The following is a 16,184-nucleotide window of genomic DNA, read 5'->3' on the forward strand; positions in this document are numbered from 1 at the left end:
TCGCAACACGGTACGACAAGCTGGCAACAAACTTCGCCGCAGCAATCTTCATTGCCGCAATCATCACATGGTGGATCAATTGAGTCTCGACCCTAGAGCATTTTGCAGTCAGACGGAATCGTCTGACGTCGAATAAATGCGGCAAAAACAAACGGATGGAGCGGCAGCCCGGATATGTCCGGGCGTCCGCCGCTCCAGAAGCAAAAAGGTGGCGGGCCGTCCCTGTCCCGCCACCTTTGCTGTCTGAGAAATCAGCGGCAGCTGCCGCTGCGAACGATCCGCCAATCGGCGGCCCTTGCTTCGCACGCATTCGGGAAGGTGCGCAACTGGCCCCGGCTGGACGCGCAAACGGGCGCGTATTCACGCGTGCAGGCACGTGTCGGCCGCTCGGGGCGATCCGGCCGATCCCATCCCGGCCGATCCGCGCCCGGACGCCCACCCCCACCCGGGCGATCGCCGCCGGAACGGCATGCGCCCTGATGGCTGATGCGATAGCCGTTGGATCTCGCCTGACAGCTGTTGCCGAAAGTGCGGCTGTCCGAGCCGCGCACGCCGCAGACTGGCGCATATTCCATTGTACAGGCCTGCGCAGGAGGACGCGGTCGCGGAGGCGGCGGCCTGTGGCCCGGCCCCTCGTCGACCACCACGCAGGCTGTGAGCAGGCCGGAACTCAGCAGCATGGCCGCTCCCGCCAGAAAGACGTTTCTGAATTTCATCGATGTCCTCTCCTGTTTGCCTTTGGCAGCGCGAACAACGTGTGACGATGCTGGCAGTTCCCCTTCATCGCGGCAAGCCATTGAATTTGATCGTTCAGGGTATCTCCTGCCCTGGCCATGAAAGAGCGCGCCTTGTCATAGTCACAAAAGCATGCGATAAGTCCATCGTTCGGGTATTTGCATCCCGGAGAATGGAACGTTTTGGACGACCCTATCCCCGATATCGTGAATCTCTGACAGCCCCGTTCTGGCGGGGGGTTACCCGTGCGCGAATGCATGACCGCCGAGCAACCACCGGACCTCAACCTGCTCCGGCAAGCCGAGGTTCAGAACGACGATCGGGTGAAGGAGTTCTCCCATGTCCCAGACCGGCACCGTAAAATTCTTCAACAGCACCAAGGGTTTCGGCTTCATTACGCCTGACGGCGGAGCAAAGGACGTCTTCGTCCATATCTCGGCAATCGAAGCTTCGGGTATGCGCACCCTCGTCGACGGCCAGAAGGTTTCCTTCGACGTCGAGCCCGACCGCATGGGCAAGGGCCCCAAGGCAGTCAACCTGCGCGCCGCCTGATCGACGACTGCACATTGCAGTTCTGGCACGGGGCGCGACAGCAATGTCCGCGCCCTTTGTGCTTCATCGCAGTCTCGTTGATGTCAAACGGCTTGAATAGCCGATGTCACCAAAGTTTTTGTTGCCGATGAAGTCAAAATAAACGACAAATTCAATCTTCGGGAATTTGCAATCCCGGGAACAAGACTGTGGGACTATAAGGGAGCATCCCATGCCGCAGACCGGCACCGTAAAATTCTTCAATCATGCCAAGGGCTTCGGCTTTATCACGCCGGACGATGGTGCCAAGGACGTCTTCGTCCACATCTCGGCCGTGCAGGCTTCTGGCCTTCCCGGCCTGGAGGATGGCCAGAAGGTGACATTCGAAACCGAGCCGGACAAGCGCGGCAAGGGACCGAAGGCGGTCAACCTCACCATCGGCTGAAACGCTGGGGGAACAACTGGCCGGCGGTTGCGTTTAACGGATCGAGCAGCGTTTCGTTCAGCCGCCGTTCAGGCACGGTGTCCTATTTGTTCAGGCAACATCGGACCGATACCGGCGGTGGGGCTTCGAACAGGAGACCGTCATGGACAGATTTTTCAAGGCCAGCGTATTGTCGGCGGCGGTCGCCGCGACCATGCTGAGCGCACTTCCCGCCGCCGAAGCGCGGGACTGGCGTCGCCATGGCTATCACGGCCAGAATTACCACCATCATCACAAGCGCTCCAACGGCGATGCGGTCGCTGCCGGTGTCATCGGCCTCGCGGCCGGCGCCCTGCTCGGCAGCGCATTGGCGTCGCAACCCCGCTATTACGAGCCGGAGCCCACATACGTCATTCGCGAACCGCGCCCTGCCCGCACCTATTATCGCGACAATTACTATCGCGCGACCTACGAGCCTTGGAGCCCGGAATGGTACAGATACTGCTCGGATCGCTATCGCAGCTTCGACGCGCGCACCGGCACATTCCTTGGCTATGACGGGCAGCGACACTTCTGCCAGGCCAACTGACGAGCTGAAAACGGGTTCCCTGTCCCCATGAAAAGGGCCGCTTTCGAGCGGCCCTTTTTCTGTGATTTGCGTGACCTTACGGCACATCAGACGAGGAACGGATTCGAGCGCCTCTCCTCCCCGAAACGTCCCCCCGGCCCATGTCCGCAGATGAAGCCGATATCGTCGCCGAGCGGCAGAAGCTTTTCCTTGATGGAGCGGATGAGCGCATCGTGATCGCCGCCGGGCAGGTCGGTACGGCCTACGGAGCCACGAAACAGCACGTCGCCGACATGGGCGAACCTGGCCGCCCGATTGTAGTAGACGACATGGCCCGGGGCGTGGCCGGGGCAATGCAGAACCTCGAATTCGTGCTCTCCGAACGAAACCTTGTCGCCCTCGCTGAGGAAGCGATCCGGAACGCAGTTGCGGACCGCTCCGGTCAATCCAAATCGCTGCGCCTGGTTTTCCAGGTTGTCGAGCAGCGGCCGGTCGTCCTCGTGCGAACCGATGATCTCCACGCCGAGCGCATCCTTCAGCTCCATCGCTCCGCCGGCATGGTCGATATGGCCATGGGTGATCCAGATGGCTGTTGCAGTGATGGCATTGTCCTTCAGCGCGGCAAGAATGCGGTCGACATCGCCGCCCGGATCGACGACGACGCCGATCTTCTCATCCTGATCGAACAGGATGGTGCAATTCTGCTGAAACGGCGTGACGGGGACGATGCCGGCATTGATCTGACCCATGATAATCCTTTCCTTGTCGGCCGAAAGACGGCCGCGAAATCTTGCCCCCGATGTAGGGTCGGGACGCGATGGCGTCCACCGCAAACGATGCCGATGGATGGTCGTAGAGGAAGAAGCGGAAGAACTCCGGCGTTCAAAAGACAAAGGGCGGCCTCTGGCCGCCCTCTATCCTATTGAAAAGCTGCGTGGGATCTATTTCTTCATGGCGTTCATGACCGCACCGACAATGCCGGTCAGGATCGCGCCGCCGCCTGCGCCGCCGAGAATGTTGTTCAGGTTGATGGCCACGCCGAGGCCCTCTGCCGCTGCTGTTGCCGCCGAAGGGTCAATTCCGCCGCCGCCCAGCAGGCTGCCGAGGATGGCGGCACCGCCGACGCCACCGATTGCACCGCTGAGGATTTTGGGGAGTTGCCCCATGGCGGCCTGCTTGAATGCCGCACCGACGGCCTGACCGCCGATGATGCCGGTGACGACCTGCACAATGATAGGAAGAAGCGTTTCCATCTGTGGTCCCTCTCAGACAATCCCGACTCGCACGAGCCGAGTTTCGTCATGAGACGCCGATTCTGGCGAATGTCAAACGCCCAGACACAATGGGGAACGGCATGACGCCGTTCCCCGCGATGTGAAAGGAAGATAGACCTTATTCCGCTGCGATGGCTTTCTTGGGCTGAACAGCGGCGGAATAGTCGTTCATCAGCGTCCTGGCGATCTCGCCGACTTCGAAGCGGTACGGGCCGATCTCCGAGACCGGGGTGACCTCAGCAGCCGTTCCGGTAAGGAAGCACTGCTCGAAGCCCTCCAGCTCTTCAGGCTGGATGGCCCGCTCGATCACCTCGTAGCCACGGTCACGGGCAAGGCCGATCACTGTACGTCTGGTAATGCCGTCGAGGAAGCAATCCGGGGTCGGCGTATGGATCTTGCCTTCCTTGACAAAGAAGATGTTTGCGCCCGTCGCTTCGGCCACCTGGCCGCGCCAGTCGAGCATCATGGCGTCGGCATAGCCCTTGGCCTCGGCCGCATGCTTGGAAATGGTGCAGATCATGTAAAGGCCGGCCGCCTTCGACTTTGACGGAGCCGTGCGCGGATCGGGACGACGATATTCGGCGATATCGAGGCGGATGCCCTTCAGCTTCTGCTCGGGATCGAAATAGCTGGGCCACTGCCAGATGGCGATGGCGACATTGATGCGGTTGTTCTGTGCCGAAACGCCCATCTGCTCGCTGCCGCGCCAGGCGATGGGACGCACATATGCATCCTGGAAGCCCTGCTTCTTGAGCAGTTCATTGCAGGCATCATCGATCTCGGCGACCGAGTAGGGAACCTTGAAGCCGAGAATGCGTGCCGACTCATGCAGGCGCTCGGTATGCTCGGTCAGCTTGAAAATCTCGCCGCCATAGGCACGCTCACCTTCGAATACGGCGCTGGCGTAGTGAAGCCCGTGCGTGAGTACGTGAATCTTGGCGTCCGCCCATTTGACGAACTCACCATTCATCCAGATATAGCCATCGAGCCTGTCGAAGGAAACGGATGCCATGACAATAACCTCCCGCGAGCAACCCTGCCCGCATAAGTCTGCGTGTTGAAATTTGATCCGGCAGCGATGAGGCGACCGCGGTTCGGAAGCGTAGGCCCATATTGTGGCCATGGCAAACTCAGGAAGTTCCGGATTTACGGTCCCGCCTTGCGTTTTCGGTCGCAATAAGCCCTAAAGCTTGTCAAAAATTATCAGCGGGCACAGAATACGTCAATAGTGCTGACTTAATTGTTTGAGAGAAGCATGCTGAAGGAAAAAAATGGCGATGTGGCCCCGATCCGCGCGGCGGTGGCCAATGAGGATGGCATCGATTTCACGCTGATCGAGCTGTTCTTCTTCGCCTATCGCGACTTCACCTCGGACCCGGATCAGATGCTGGCCGACTACGGGTTCGGGCGGGCGCATCACAGGGTGCTGCACTTCGTCAACCGCCGACCCGGCCTGACCGTCGCCGAACTGCTGGATGTCCTCAAGATCACCAAGCAATCCCTGGCGCGGGTGCTCAAGCAGCTCATCGACACCGGTCATATCGTACAGTTGCAGGGACCGCGCGACCGGCGGCAACGCGAGCTGTATCCAACCGCCAGGGGCCGGGAACTGGCGCTTGCCCTTTCCCGGCCACAGTCCCGCCGGATACATGGCGCATTGACGGAGATGAAGGGCGAGGGCCGAAAGGCGATCGAGCAGTTCCTCAAGGCGATGGTCAATCCGGAACTGCGCGTACAGATCGACGACGACCCTCTCCACCGTATGGAAGAAGACCGGGAGTAGCGGCATGGAAGGCACCGACAGGCTCGACCAGCAGGTCAATGCGCCGGATGACGATGCGTTTCACCTTCTGGTGGTCGACGACGATACCCGTATCCGCAACCTGCTCAGGCAGTTCCTGACCGAGAACGGTTTTCGCGTCACCGTCGCGGGCACGGCCGCGGAGGCGCGCCGCAAGCTCGCGGGCCTGGATTTCGACCTCCTCGTGCTCGACGTGATGATGCCGGGCGAAAACGGCGTCGAGCTGACGAAATCGCTGCGTGCCGAGCGCGACGTTCCGATCCTCATGCTGACCGCCTTGTCCGAGACCGACAATCGCATCACGGGTCTGGAAGCCGGAGCCGACGACTACCTGCCAAAACCCTTCGACCCGCGTGAGCTCATCCTGCGCGTCAACAACATATTGCGGCGTGGCGGGCCGGCCTCGCCGCCAAAGGTGGAACAGCTCGTGTTCGGCCCTTATACCTTCCAGATCGCCCGGCGCGAACTGAAGCGGGGCAGCGAGATACTCAAGCTGACGGACCGCGAGCAGGAAATCCTCGCCATCTTCGCCGAGCGGGCCGGTGAGACCATTCCCCGTCACGAACTGGTGGGCGAGGATTCGGAAGTCGGCGAACGCACCATCGATGTGCAGATCAACCGGCTGCGCCGCAAGATCGAGCGCGACCCGTCCAATCCGGTGTGGCTGCAGACCGTTCGCGGTATTGGGTATCGGCTCAGCGTGGAATAGAGTCGGCTGGACGGTCTCGCCGGGGCCGCACCGAAGTCCAGCGCAGGCCGGAACCGAATGACGACGACAGAATTGCAAGCTCCGCCACCGGACAGCTTCCGCGCCCGCATCGAACGCGCTGCCGCGTCGGTGCGAAAGGCATGGCGGCGCTTCTGGCGTCTCGTCTCGCTCTACATGCCCAAGCGGCTCTATGCCCGCTCGCTGATCATCATCATCGCGCCGATGTTCCTGCTGCAGTCGATGATCGCGTTCGACTTCATGGAGCGTCACTGGCAGACGGTGACGCAGCGCCTGTCACAGGCCGTTACGCGCGACATTGCCGCCATCGTCGACCTTCTGGAAACCTATCCCGACGAAGCCGATTACGCCAACGTCATCCGCATCGCGCAGGACCGCATGCAGCTCAAGGTGGATCTGCTCCCGCCGGAGCCCCTGCCCCCGCCCGGTCCCAAGCCCTTCTTCTCGATCCTCGACCAGATCCTGTCGGAGGAAATCACCCGCCAGATCAATCGTCCCTTCTGGCTCGACACGGTCGGCAACTCCAACATCATCGAGGTGCGCATCCAGCTTGAAGACAAGGTGTTGCGGGTATTCGTCCGCCGCAGTCAGGCTTATGCCTCGAACACCCACATCTTCCTGCTTTGGATGGTCGGCACATCGCTGGTGCTGCTGATGATCGCGATCCCGTTCCTGCGCAATCAGATAAGGCCGATCCTGGCATTGGCCGAAGCAGCGGAAAGCTTCGGCAAGGGACGGCCGATGCCGCGCGACTTCCGCCCGCGCGGAGCCGAGGAAGTGCGGCGCGCGGGCTTCGCCTTCATGCAGATGCGCGAGCGCATCGAGCGCCAGATCGAACAGCGCACCGCCATGCTCACCGGTGTCAGCCACGACCTGCGCACCATCCTGACCAGATTCAAGCTGCAACTGGCTCTGACCCGGACCAAGGCCGACATCGAGGCGCTGGGCAAGGACATAGACGACATGCAGTCCATGCTGGAAGGCTATCTTGCCTTCGCCCGGGGCGAGGCCGCCGAGGATACGGGCCCATTCGATCTTGCAGCCTGCTTCCGGAGGCTGGAGGACGAGGCCAGGTTGCGCAAGTGCAAGCTCACGACATCGATTTCAGGATCGCCGACCATTCAGGTCCGGCCCAATGCCTTCTCCCGCCTGATGGCCAATGTGGCGGGCAATGCCATCCGCTACGCCAAATGCGTCGAGATCGATGCCGAACATGGCGATGGCTGGCTTACCATCACGATCACCGACGACGGACCGGGCATTCCGCCTGACAAGCGCGAGGAAGTATTCAAGCCCTTCGTGCGGCTGGATGAGGCGCGCAATCTCGATGCCAGCGGGACCGGCCTCGGCCTGCCCATTGCCCGCGATATCGCCCGCAGCCATGGCGGCGATCTGACCTTCGAGGACAGTCCGCTTGGCGGCCTGCGCGCGAAAATCAGGATACCGGCCTGATCTTCACGCAACCCGGCGATCGAGACGGGCAACCAGCCGGTCGCCGGCCCATTGCAGGGCACTCACCATGACGATCAGGACCGCGACGACGGCGATCATCACTGAGGTCTCGAAACGCTGATAGCCGTAGCGGATGGCGAGGTCGCCAAGCCCTCCGGCCCCGATGGCGCCGGCCATGGCCGAGGCACCGACAAGCGTGACCAGCGTGACGGTAAAACCCGCCACGATGCCAGGCATCGCCTCTGGCACCAGCACCTCGCGCACAATGGCCCAGCGCGAACCGCCCATGGCGCGAACCGCCTCGATCAATCCTCGATCGACCTCGCGCAGGGAGACTTCGGCAATACGGGCGTAGTAGGGCGTCGCAGCGATGGAGAGCGGTACGATGGCCGCCCACGTGCCGATGGACGTGCCCGCGATCAGCCGCGTGAGCGGGATCAGGGCCACGAGCAGGATGATGAACGGCACCGCACGGAAGCCGTTGACGATGCCGCCCAGTATGCGGTTGACCCACAGATTCTGGGCGATGCCGCCGCGGTCCGTCACCACAAGGGCGAGCCCGAGCGGCAAACCGAAGACAAAGGAAATCGCACCGGAGGCCCCGGTCATCAGCACCGTTTCCCAGAGCGAGCGCAGGAAGAGATCAATCATTGTCGAAGACATGGCCCAGCACCTCGACGCGGGCGCCACGGCCCGTCAGGAATTCTACGGTTCGCGAAAGGTCCGGCTCCCCGGACGGAACGGCAAGAAACAGCGTGCCGACCGGGCGGCCCTGCACGCGCTCGATGCCGCCATGGAGGAAGCGGAATGCGCCGGCCGGCCCGCCAAGGTCGGCCAGCAGCGGACCCAGCGCCGCCTCGCCGGCAATGTCCACACGCAGCACCGCTTCCGACCCGAGCGTCGGCGAGAGCCGTTGCGCGATTTCTGCCGGCAGTTGCGGGCGAATGCCCTGCAACAGGCTGGTGGCGATGTCGGATTGCGGATCGGCGAACACCTTCCAGACTTCGCCCTCCTCGACGATACGACCGGCATCGATGACGGCAACGCGATCTGCAATCGAGCGCACCACCTCCATCTCGTGAGTGATGAGTATGATGGTGAGGCCGAGCTGGCGGTTGATGTCCCTGAGCAGGGCGAGAATGGAGCGCGTCGTCTCCGGATCGAGCGCCGAGGTGGCCTCGTCGGAGAGCAGAAGCGCCGGCCGCGCGGCAAGCGCGCGGGCAATGCCGACGCGCTGCTTCTGCCCGCCCGAAAGCGAGGCCGGATAGTCTTTCGCCTTGCCGGCCAGTCTGACCAGTTCGAGCAGTTCCGCTGCGCGCCGAAGCCGTTCGGGTCTTGAAACGCCCTCGATCTTGAGCGGCAGGGCGACATTTTCCTCTACCGTCTTGGCCGACAGGAGGTTGAAATGCTGGAAGATCATGCCGATGCGGCGACGCAGCGGCTGCAACTGCTTTTCGCCCAGCCGGCCGATCTCACGCCCTTCGATATGGACCTCGCCGGAATCCGGCCGCTCCAGCCCGTTCAGGCATCGGATCAGCGTCGACTTGCCGGCACCGCTGCGGCCGATGATGCCGACGATTTCACCCTTGCCTACGGTGAGCGACACACCGTCGAGCGCCGCTGTTGGACCGAAATGGCGCCTGACATCGACCAGACGCACCACCGGCTCTCCGGTATCACCCGCCCCGGCTGCCGGTGCTCCGTTCGATGCGAGCGCGCCCACATGCTGGTTCATCTTGTCGTCTTTCACGCGCCGGGATGCCATCGTGCCCTGCCGCCTCATGATGCTTCATACGAAAATGCGACCTACCGCTTGCGCCGCAGGCCGCAATTTCTTGCGCCAGATCGCAGGACCGGGCAATGGCCGTTCGGTTTACGGAAATTGCGTGACACTCAAACGGACGCCACGCAAAGCTGTCGGATCAATAGGCCGAAACGCCGGAACCCTTGTAGATGCGATCGAAGGCTTCCTTGACCGCTTCGTTCTGGTACGACGCGACCAGCTTCTTCACCCAGGGCGCATCCTTGTCCTCGGCGCGAACCGCGATGAAGTTGCGATAGGGATTGTTCTCGATCGTCTCGCGGGCGATCTGGATATCGGCCGTCAGCCCGCTTTTCAGCGCCCAGTCCGTATTGACCACAGCACCGTCGAGATCGTCGATCGCACGTCCGACGATGCCGGCATCAAGTTCCTTGATCTCCAGCTTCTTCGGATTTTCATCGACGTCCGCCACGGTGGCGAGAATGCCGGCGCCCTCGCGCAGCTTGATCAGGCCGGCGTCTTCCAGCACCCTCAGCGCCCTGCCCTCGTTCGAGGGATCGTTCGGCACGCCGATCACCGCGCCATCGGGCAATTCCTCGAGCGATTTGTGCTTCTTCGAATAAAGGCCGACCGGCCAGAGCGCCGTGTAACCGGCAACCACGATCTTGTAACCCTGCGTGGCGATCTGGTTTTCGAGATAGGGCTCATGCTGGAAGGCATTGGCGTCGATCTCGCCGCGCGCCAGCGCCTCGTTGGGCTGGGTGTAGTCGTTGAAGATGACGGTCTCCACGGTGAGGCCGTTCGTTGCCGCCTGCTCCTTTACGGCAACCCAGGTGTCCTCCTCCTCGCCCGCCATGATACCGACTTTGATGGAGGTCTTGTCCTGCGCATGTACGGCAGGCGCGAATGTCAGCGCTGCGACGCTGAACACGGAAGCAGCAAGCGCGATGAGCGCAGTGCGTCTGCCGGGGATCACGGCAACGCGCGGAGTGGTCTCGAGGATGGTCATTTCAGTTCTCACAGGCATTGGGAGGATGTCTTGCGGCGTCGCATCTTGCGAAGCCTGACATATCCTCACAAATGACCGTCTCCTTCTCAAAGGATACGATTTCCGAATCCCGCAAATGAATGGAATTCAAATTCAAAATACCAAACTTCAAAAAATAAAATGTTCGATCTGCAACAACATCCCAGCCAGCGGACTCCGCCATCGGAATCCGTCCGGGACAGTCAGTGAAGACGGCTGCCGTCCGGGACGGGACGCTCGGTTGCGCCCAGAACGATATCGCCGTTCTCGTCGGAAAATCCGAGCGTCAGCACCTCGGACATGAAGGGGCCGATCTGGCGCGGCGGGAAATTCACCACCGCGAAAACCTGCCGTCCGACCAGAGCCTCGGGCGTGTAATGGCGAGTGATCTGGGCCGAGGATTTCCTGACGCCGATCTCGGGTCCGAAGTCGATCTTCAGCTTGAAGGCCGGCTTGCGCGCCTCCGGAAAAGGCTCGGCCTCAACCACGGTTCCCATGCGGATGTCGACCTTGTCGAAATCCGCAAAGGCGATCTCGGGCTTGCGCGCCGTGCCTGAACTCATCGCCGCGTAACCCTTATGCGTTGCCCTGCGTCTCGAACAGGACGCTGGCCAGCGCATCCTTTGCCGAGGTACCGGACCAGACCACGAACTGGAACGCCTGGAAATAGCACTCGCACGCCTCCAGCGCCGAGGACAGAAGGACCTCGACCTGCTGGCTCGATGGCTCGACGCCACCGGCAAGAAGCAGCGACTGGCGGAACATGATAGCCCCTTCCTGCTCCCACAGATCGAAATGACCGAACAGCATCTGCTCGTTGATCAGCGACAGCAGGCGCATGACCTCCAGCGCGCGGTTTTCCGGCACCTTGATGTCGAAGGCACAGGCCAGATGCAGCGCCTCGAAATCTTCCATCCACGAGAAAGAGACGTGATACTCGGTCCAGCTCCCCGCAACCGAGATGGAGATTTCGTCGTCGCCGGTCCGCTCGAAGGACCAGTCATTATTGTGTGCGACCTGTTCGATTACATCCACCGGATGAATTTCGCGCGAGATCTCGAGTTCAAGGAGTTCCATTTAATGCTTCCCGTCATTCGCGGGAATGCCGCCACTCGCTCCATGGCAAACACTCCGGACGAACCTTGTTATTTTTGAACTCGGACGGCCTGGACTGCTCGACGCAACAACAACCCATGACCGGACCCCACCGCCCGGCGCATGTTCGCCTTCACGAATCATGCAACAAATTCAGTGTATTGATCCGGAGTCGCGTGACCAGCCCAATTTTCGGCAAAGAGTCATTCGCATGTGGACAGTCGCCCGATGCCGGATTCGCTGCCGGCACGTAAGCGATTCATGACAAAGAGCTTTTCCAGAATCGCCCTTTGTGGAAAACTTCTGAAATTATTTCTTTGCGCGGGAGCCGGAAGCGGGCGCGGACATCTCCGCAGCAGCGGTCAGCCCGGCAAGCCTTGCCTCAAGTTCATCGATACGCGCGGAAAGCCTGGCATTTTCCTCGCGCGCCTTGACCGCCATGTCGCGGGCGGCCTCGAATTCCTCACGCTGGACGATATCCATGGAATTGAGGATACGTTCGGCCTGCCCCCGGAACGCGGTTTCCACCTCGCGCCGCACGCCCTGCGCCGCGCCGGCGGCGTCGGTCATCAGCTTGGCAAATTCGTCCAGAATGCGGTTGGGTCCGGTTGACATGGCAGCACCTCACTTGGTCGGTTTGACGTAGTGGCGATACGGCGCAAATGCAAGTGCGTCCACGCCGGGAACCGACACAATGGCAGGCATCCCTCCTTCGCTGCCTTGACCATGCCCCAACCCTGCATCATGGTCCGCGCCGACCCAACCGCCCGAGGAACACCGCGTTGAGCTTTCCCAGCCTGCTGCCGATGGCCGTCCTGCCGTTTCCTGAAATCGACCCGGTGCTTGTGCAGATCGGTCCGCTCGCCATCCACTGGTACGGCCTGGCCTATGTCGTCGGCATCGTCTTTGCTTGGTGGTACGCCAAGCGGCTGGTTTCCAACCCGCGCCTGTGGCCAAACGGCAAGCTGCCGATGAAGCCGCAGGATATAGACGATTTCGTCGTCTGGGCGGCTGTGGGCGTGGTTCTGGGCGGACGCATCGGCTATGTGCTGTTCTACGATTTCGCCCGCTACCTCGCCAATCCGGGCGACATCTTCGCCGTCTGGCAGGGCGGCATGTCGTTCCACGGCGGCATTCTCGGCACCACGATAGCCATGCTCCTGTTCGCCCGCTCGCGCGGCATCCATGCCTGGTCGCTGTTCGACGTGGTGGCCGCCGGTGTGCCGGTGGGCCTTGGGCTGGGACGGCTGGCGAACTTCATCAATTCCGAACTGTGGGGCCGCGTTTCCGACATGCCGTGGGCGCTGGTGTTTCCCACTGGCGGCCCCCTGCCCCGCCATCCGAGCCAGCTCTACGAGGGTCTGCTGGAAGGCGTGGTGCTGTTTCTGGTGCTTCGCCTGCTCACTCATTCGCGGCTGAAGCTGAAGGCGCCGCGCTTCGTTTCCGGTGCCTTCATTTGCGGCTACGGCCTGTCGCGCATTTTTGTCGAGTTTTTTCGGGAACCGGACGCACATATCGGCTACCTCGCCGGCAACTGGCTCACCATGGGCATGATCCTGTCCGTTCCGATGGTTCTCGTCGGCGTCTGGGCAATGGTCACGGCAAAAGCGCTGCCCCGGCACACCCCGACATGACGAAGCTCGGGGAACGCATCGTCCAGCTGATCGCAACCGACGGCCCTATTCCGGTCAGCGAATACATGGCGCTTTGCCTGTTCCACCCCGAGCACGGCTACTACACGACGCGTGAGCCGTTCGGGACGGGCGGCGACTTCATCACCGCCCCCGAGATCAGCCAGATGTTCGGCGAACTGGTCGCAATCTGGCTCTATCAGGCGTGGATCGCCAACGGACGCCCGCTGCCGGTGACCGTCGCGGAAATCGGACCTGGACGCGGCACCCTGATGAAGGACATGCTGCGCACATGGGCGCAGCTCGACCCGGCCTTTTTCGACGGCGCGGATTTCGCCCTCATCGAGACGAGCCCTCGCCTGAGGGCAATCCAGCGCGACACGCTGGGCGCGATGGCAGGGCGCACCGGATGGCACGAAACGGTGGCCACCCTGCCCGACACGCCACTGCTTATCGTCGGCAACGAGCTGTTCGACGCCATTCCGGTGCGCCAGTTCGTGCGCACGCCGTCCGGCTGGCGCGAGCGCATGGTCGGCGTCGACGAGACCGGCGAACTTGCCTTCTTCGCCGGAGCGGCATCGCTGGACACAGCGCTTCTTCCCGAAGGGGCCGAAAACGCAGCCGAGGGTTACATTGTCGAGCTTGGACCGGCTCGCATTGCGCTGATAGCGGACATCGCCGCCCGTATTTCAGCGCATGGCGGAGCGGGCCTGTTCATCGACTACGGTTATCTGAAACCCGGTGCCGGCGACACCTTGCAGGCGCTGAAGAGCCATGCCCATGACCATGTGCTTGCCCATCCCGGCGAGGCGGACCTGACGACCCATGTCGATTTTGCCGCACTTGGCGAGATGGCCCGCGCGCACAGCCTGAAGGTTCTGACGGCCACTCAAGGCGCTTTCCTGCTCGCGATGGGCTTGCTGGAACGCGCCGGAGGTCTTGGCGCGCATGCCGATGAGGCAGGACGCGAAGCAATCAGATCGCAGGTGGAGCGGCTGGCCGGACCCGAACAGATGGGCGATCTGTTCAAGGTTCTGGCTATTTTGCCGGAAGCCGCATGCGACGTGCCGTTTCCATCGGGCGATTGACTTCCGCCCGTCTCCCGCTCCACTCTGGCAAGCTGTCGCGCTTGCGGGTTCGCATTCATCTCCCGCTTGACGAAAAGCTCCGCGGAGACAACAAAACCCCGATGTCGAATCAGCAAAAGCCGGAACCGATCCGCTCTCCACTGCTGGAAAATGCCAGCGAAAACGGCATACGGCATGGCTACTTCACCCGCATCGGCGGCGTTTCCGAAGGCATCTATGGCGGCCTCAACATCGGCACCGGTTCACAGGACGACCAGACACTGGTGGCCGAGAACCGGCGGCGCGTGGCAGAATGGATGGGCGTTGCCCCCGATCGCCTGCTGACCGCGCACCAGATACACTCGCCCGACGTCATCGTCGCGCGCGAGCCCTTTGCCGGCGAGCGGCCCAGGGCCGACGCGATCGTCACCGACCGGCCGGGCATCGCCGTCGGTGCATCGACGGCCGATTGCGGACCCGTCCTGTTCGCCGATGCGCAGGCCGGCGTTGTCGGGGCAGCCCACGCGGGCTGGAAAGGCGCCTTCACTGGTGTTCTCGAAAACACGATCGTCGCGATGGAGGGCATCGGCGCACGGCGTGAAAACATCGTGGCCGTGCTTGGCCCGTCCATCAGTGGCCGCAACTACGAGGTCGGCCCCGAATTTCGCGAGCGGTTCGTGAACGCGGACGCCGCAAACGAAGATTGGTTCGTTGCGTCCGGCAAGCCGGGCCATTTCATGTTCGACCTGAATGGGTACACGCTCCATCGCCTGCGCAGGGCGGGCGTGACGGCCGAAGCGCTTGGCCGATGCACCTACGCGGAAGAAGAGCTTTTCTATTCCTATCGCCGCACGACCCACCGCAACGAGCCGGATTACGGGCGGCAGGTCTCGGCGATCGCAATCGAGGGATAAATATCATGGCGCTGCATTTCGAACGCTCCGAATTCGACGCCCGTCGCGACCGCCTGATGATCGAGATGGCGGAGCGCAAGCTCGACGCCCTTTTGCTGTTTGCCCAGGAAAGCATGTATTGGCTGACCGGGTATGACACCTTCGGCTTCTGCTTCTTCCAGTGCCTCGTGGTGAGGGCTGACGGCTCGATGACGTTGCTCACGCGCTCAGCCGATCTGCGCCAGGCGCGCCACACCTCCATCATCGACAACATCGAGCTGTGGACCGACCGCGACGGCGCGAACCCTGCCATCGATCTGCGCAATCTGCTGAACGAAATGGACCTTCTTGGCGCCCGCATCGGCGTTGAATACGATACCCACGGCCTCACAGCCCTGAACGGTCGCAGACTGGACGAACAGTTGCAGACCTTCGGCCAGATCTCCGATGCATCCGGGATCGTGGGCAGGTTGCGCCTGTTCAAGAGCCCCGCAGAAATCGCCAAGGTGGAGAAAGCGGCCGCATTGACCGACGACGCGCTGGACGCCGCGCTTCCCCTCATCAGGCAAGGCGGCGACGAAGCCGCAATTCTGGCTGCCATGCAGGGCACGATCCTGACCGGCGGCGGCGATTATCCCGCCAATGAATTCATCGTCGGATCGGGACCGGATGCGCTTTTGTGCCGCTACAAGGCCGGCCGCCGCAAGCTCAACAAGAATGACCAGCTCACACTGGAGTGGGCCGGCGTCTTCCATCACTACCATGCACCGATGATGCGCACCGTTTTGACCGGCAAGGTCTCCAGACGGCATCAGGAGCTTTATGACGCCGCGCTCGCCGCCCTTCTGGCAGTGGAAAAAGTGCTGACGCCAGACAACACCTTCGGCGACGTGTTCGACGCCCATGCCCGCGCCATGGAAGCGCACGGCCTGACAAAGCACAGGCTGAACGCCTGCGGCTATTCGGTGGGCGCGCGCTTTTCGCCATCGTGGATGGACATGCCGATGTTCTATCAGGGCAATCCCGAGCCCATCGCACCGAACATGACCCTGTTCGCCCACATGATCATCATGGACTCCGAAACCGAGACGGCGATGACGCTCGGCCGCACCTATCTGACCACGGAATCCCAGGCCCGGCCGCTTTCGCGCCATGATCTCGACTTGATCGTGAAGTGATACATTCTGTTCGGGAAGG

21 protein-coding genes are annotated in these 16,184 nt (G+C 62.0%); 10 read left to right on the plus strand and 11 right to left on the minus strand.

What is annotated here, in order from left to right; all coding sequences use genetic code 11:
• Together DES43_RS22695 and DES43_RS11975 are read right to left on the minus strand one after the other, a co-directional pair.
• The coding region (locus DES43_RS22695; protein ID WP_208110841.1) for a hypothetical protein at positions 1-310 on the minus strand (310 nt) is incomplete at its 3' end.
• Positions 252-797, minus strand: a complete 546-nt coding sequence (locus DES43_RS11975) for a Kazal-type serine protease inhibitor family protein (protein ID WP_342585391.1) — start codon at positions 795-797, stop codon at positions 252-254. The genes DES43_RS11975 and DES43_RS22695, both read right to left, overlap by 59 nt.
• Before the next feature lie 277 nt (positions 798-1,074).
• On the opposite strand from DES43_RS11975, the gene DES43_RS11980 reads away from it, so the two are divergent.
• From DES43_RS11980 to DES43_RS11990, 3 genes are all read left to right on the plus strand, one after another.
• On the plus strand, positions 1,075-1,287 hold the full coding sequence (locus tag DES43_RS11980) for a cold-shock protein (RefSeq protein WP_035028218.1): 213 nt from the start codon (positions 1,075-1,077) through the stop codon (positions 1,285-1,287).
• Positions 1,288-1,498: 211 nt separating this feature from the next.
• On the plus strand, positions 1,499-1,711 hold the full coding sequence (locus tag DES43_RS11985; RefSeq protein WP_035028221.1) for a cold-shock protein: 213 nt from the start codon (positions 1,499-1,501) through the stop codon (positions 1,709-1,711).
• A 142-nt stretch (positions 1,712-1,853) separates the two neighbouring features.
• Positions 1,854-2,279: a BA14K family protein gene (locus DES43_RS11990; protein WP_035028224.1), complete on the plus strand. Its 426-nt coding sequence runs from the start codon at positions 1,854-1,856 to the stop codon at positions 2,277-2,279.
• 86 nt (positions 2,280-2,365) lie between these two features.
• On the opposite strand, the gene DES43_RS11995 is transcribed toward DES43_RS11990, so the two are convergent.
• The 3 genes from DES43_RS11995 to DES43_RS12005 all read right to left on the minus strand — a co-directional run bounded on the left by DES43_RS11995 (position 2,366) and on the right by DES43_RS12005 (position 4,544).
• Entirely contained in the window at positions 2,366-3,007 is a 642-nt protein-coding gene (locus tag DES43_RS11995; protein WP_035028227.1) for an MBL fold metallo-hydrolase, read from the minus strand.
• 192 nt (positions 3,008-3,199) lie between these two features.
• Complete coding sequence (locus DES43_RS12000) at positions 3,200-3,511, minus strand: hypothetical protein (protein ID WP_035028230.1); 312 nt, start codon at positions 3,509-3,511, stop codon at positions 3,200-3,202.
• A 139-nt stretch (positions 3,512-3,650) separates the two neighbouring features.
• Positions 3,651-4,544: a branched-chain amino acid aminotransferase gene (locus tag DES43_RS12005; RefSeq protein WP_035028233.1), complete on the minus strand. Its 894-nt coding sequence runs from the start codon at positions 4,542-4,544 to the stop codon at positions 3,651-3,653.
• A gap of 243 nt (positions 4,545-4,787) precedes the next feature.
• On the opposite strand from DES43_RS12005, the gene DES43_RS12010 reads away from it, so the two are divergent.
• Genes DES43_RS12010 through DES43_RS12020 form a run of 3 tightly spaced genes read left to right on the plus strand, consistent with a single transcriptional unit; the run spans position 4,788 to position 7,512 of the window.
• Entirely contained in the window at positions 4,788-5,315 is a 528-nt protein-coding gene (locus DES43_RS12010; protein WP_035028236.1) for a MarR family winged helix-turn-helix transcriptional regulator, read from the plus strand.
• Positions 5,316-5,319: 4 nt separating this feature from the next.
• Positions 5,320-6,042 carry a response regulator gene (locus tag DES43_RS12015; RefSeq protein WP_035028239.1) on the plus strand — a complete coding sequence of 241 codons (723 nt, stop codon included), beginning with the start codon at positions 5,320-5,322 and terminating at the stop codon, positions 6,040-6,042.
• A gap of 57 nt (positions 6,043-6,099) precedes the next feature.
• On the plus strand, positions 6,100-7,512 hold the full coding sequence (locus DES43_RS12020; RefSeq protein ID WP_133675437.1) for a sensor histidine kinase: 1,413 nt from the start codon (positions 6,100-6,102) through the stop codon (positions 7,510-7,512).
• Between the two features lie 3 nt (positions 7,513-7,515).
• Here DES43_RS12020 and DES43_RS12025 read toward each other — a convergent pair whose 3' ends face one another.
• The 6 genes from DES43_RS12025 to DES43_RS12050 all read right to left on the minus strand — a co-directional run bounded on the left by DES43_RS12025 (position 7,516) and on the right by DES43_RS12050 (position 12,011).
• Positions 7,516-8,175, minus strand: a complete 660-nt coding sequence (locus tag DES43_RS12025; protein WP_035028242.1) for a methionine ABC transporter permease — start codon at positions 8,173-8,175, stop codon at positions 7,516-7,518.
• On the minus strand, positions 8,156-9,247 hold the full coding sequence (locus DES43_RS12030; RefSeq protein ID WP_035028492.1) for a methionine ABC transporter ATP-binding protein: 1,092 nt from the start codon (positions 9,245-9,247) through the stop codon (positions 8,156-8,158). The genes DES43_RS12025 and DES43_RS12030 overlap by 20 nt, the downstream gene beginning before the upstream one ends.
• A gap of 187 nt (positions 9,248-9,434) precedes the next feature.
• Entirely contained in the window at positions 9,435-10,283 is an 849-nt protein-coding gene (locus DES43_RS12035) for a MetQ/NlpA family ABC transporter substrate-binding protein (protein ID WP_051520644.1), read from the minus strand.
• Positions 10,284-10,504: 221 nt separating this feature from the next.
• The gene (locus DES43_RS12040) at positions 10,505-10,864 is read right to left on the minus strand and encodes a tRNA-binding protein (RefSeq protein WP_035028245.1); all 360 of its coding nucleotides are present in this window, start codon (positions 10,862-10,864) and stop codon (positions 10,505-10,507) included.
• A 13-nt stretch (positions 10,865-10,877) separates the two neighbouring features.
• Positions 10,878-11,378, minus strand: coding sequence for a type III secretion system chaperone family protein (locus DES43_RS12045; protein ID WP_035028248.1), 501 nt, complete (start codon positions 11,376-11,378; stop codon positions 10,878-10,880).
• 327 nt (positions 11,379-11,705) lie between these two features.
• Positions 11,706-12,011 carry an accessory factor UbiK family protein gene (locus DES43_RS12050; RefSeq protein ID WP_035028251.1) on the minus strand — a complete coding sequence of 102 codons (306 nt, stop codon included), beginning with the start codon at positions 12,009-12,011 and terminating at the stop codon, positions 11,706-11,708.
• A 191-nt stretch (positions 12,012-12,202) separates the two neighbouring features.
• On the opposite strand from DES43_RS12050, the gene lgt reads away from it, so the two are divergent.
• The 4 genes from lgt to DES43_RS12070 all read left to right on the plus strand — a co-directional run bounded on the left by lgt (position 12,203) and on the right by DES43_RS12070 (position 16,165).
• Entirely contained in the window at positions 12,203-13,030 is an 828-nt protein-coding gene (gene lgt / locus DES43_RS12055) for a prolipoprotein diacylglyceryl transferase (RefSeq protein WP_425352098.1), read from the plus strand.
• Positions 13,027-14,115 carry a class I SAM-dependent methyltransferase gene (locus DES43_RS12060; protein WP_035028253.1) on the plus strand — a complete coding sequence of 363 codons (1,089 nt, stop codon included), beginning with the start codon at positions 13,027-13,029 and terminating at the stop codon, positions 14,113-14,115. Before lgt ends, DES43_RS12060 begins: the two co-directional genes overlap by 4 nt.
• A gap of 101 nt (positions 14,116-14,216) precedes the next feature.
• On the plus strand, positions 14,217-15,008 hold the full coding sequence (pgeF, locus tag DES43_RS12065; RefSeq protein ID WP_035028500.1) for a peptidoglycan editing factor PgeF: 792 nt from the start codon (positions 14,217-14,219) through the stop codon (positions 15,006-15,008).
• 5 nt (positions 15,009-15,013) lie between these two features.
• Positions 15,014-16,165, plus strand: coding sequence for a M24 family metallopeptidase (locus DES43_RS12070; protein WP_035028255.1), 1,152 nt, complete (start codon positions 15,014-15,016; stop codon positions 16,163-16,165).
• The last annotated feature ends 19 nt before the right edge of the window (positions 16,166-16,184 follow it).

Source organism: Aquamicrobium defluvii, from assembly GCF_004363725.1.
GTDB classification, from domain to species: Bacteria; Pseudomonadota; Alphaproteobacteria; order Rhizobiales; family Rhizobiaceae; genus Mesorhizobium; species Mesorhizobium defluvii.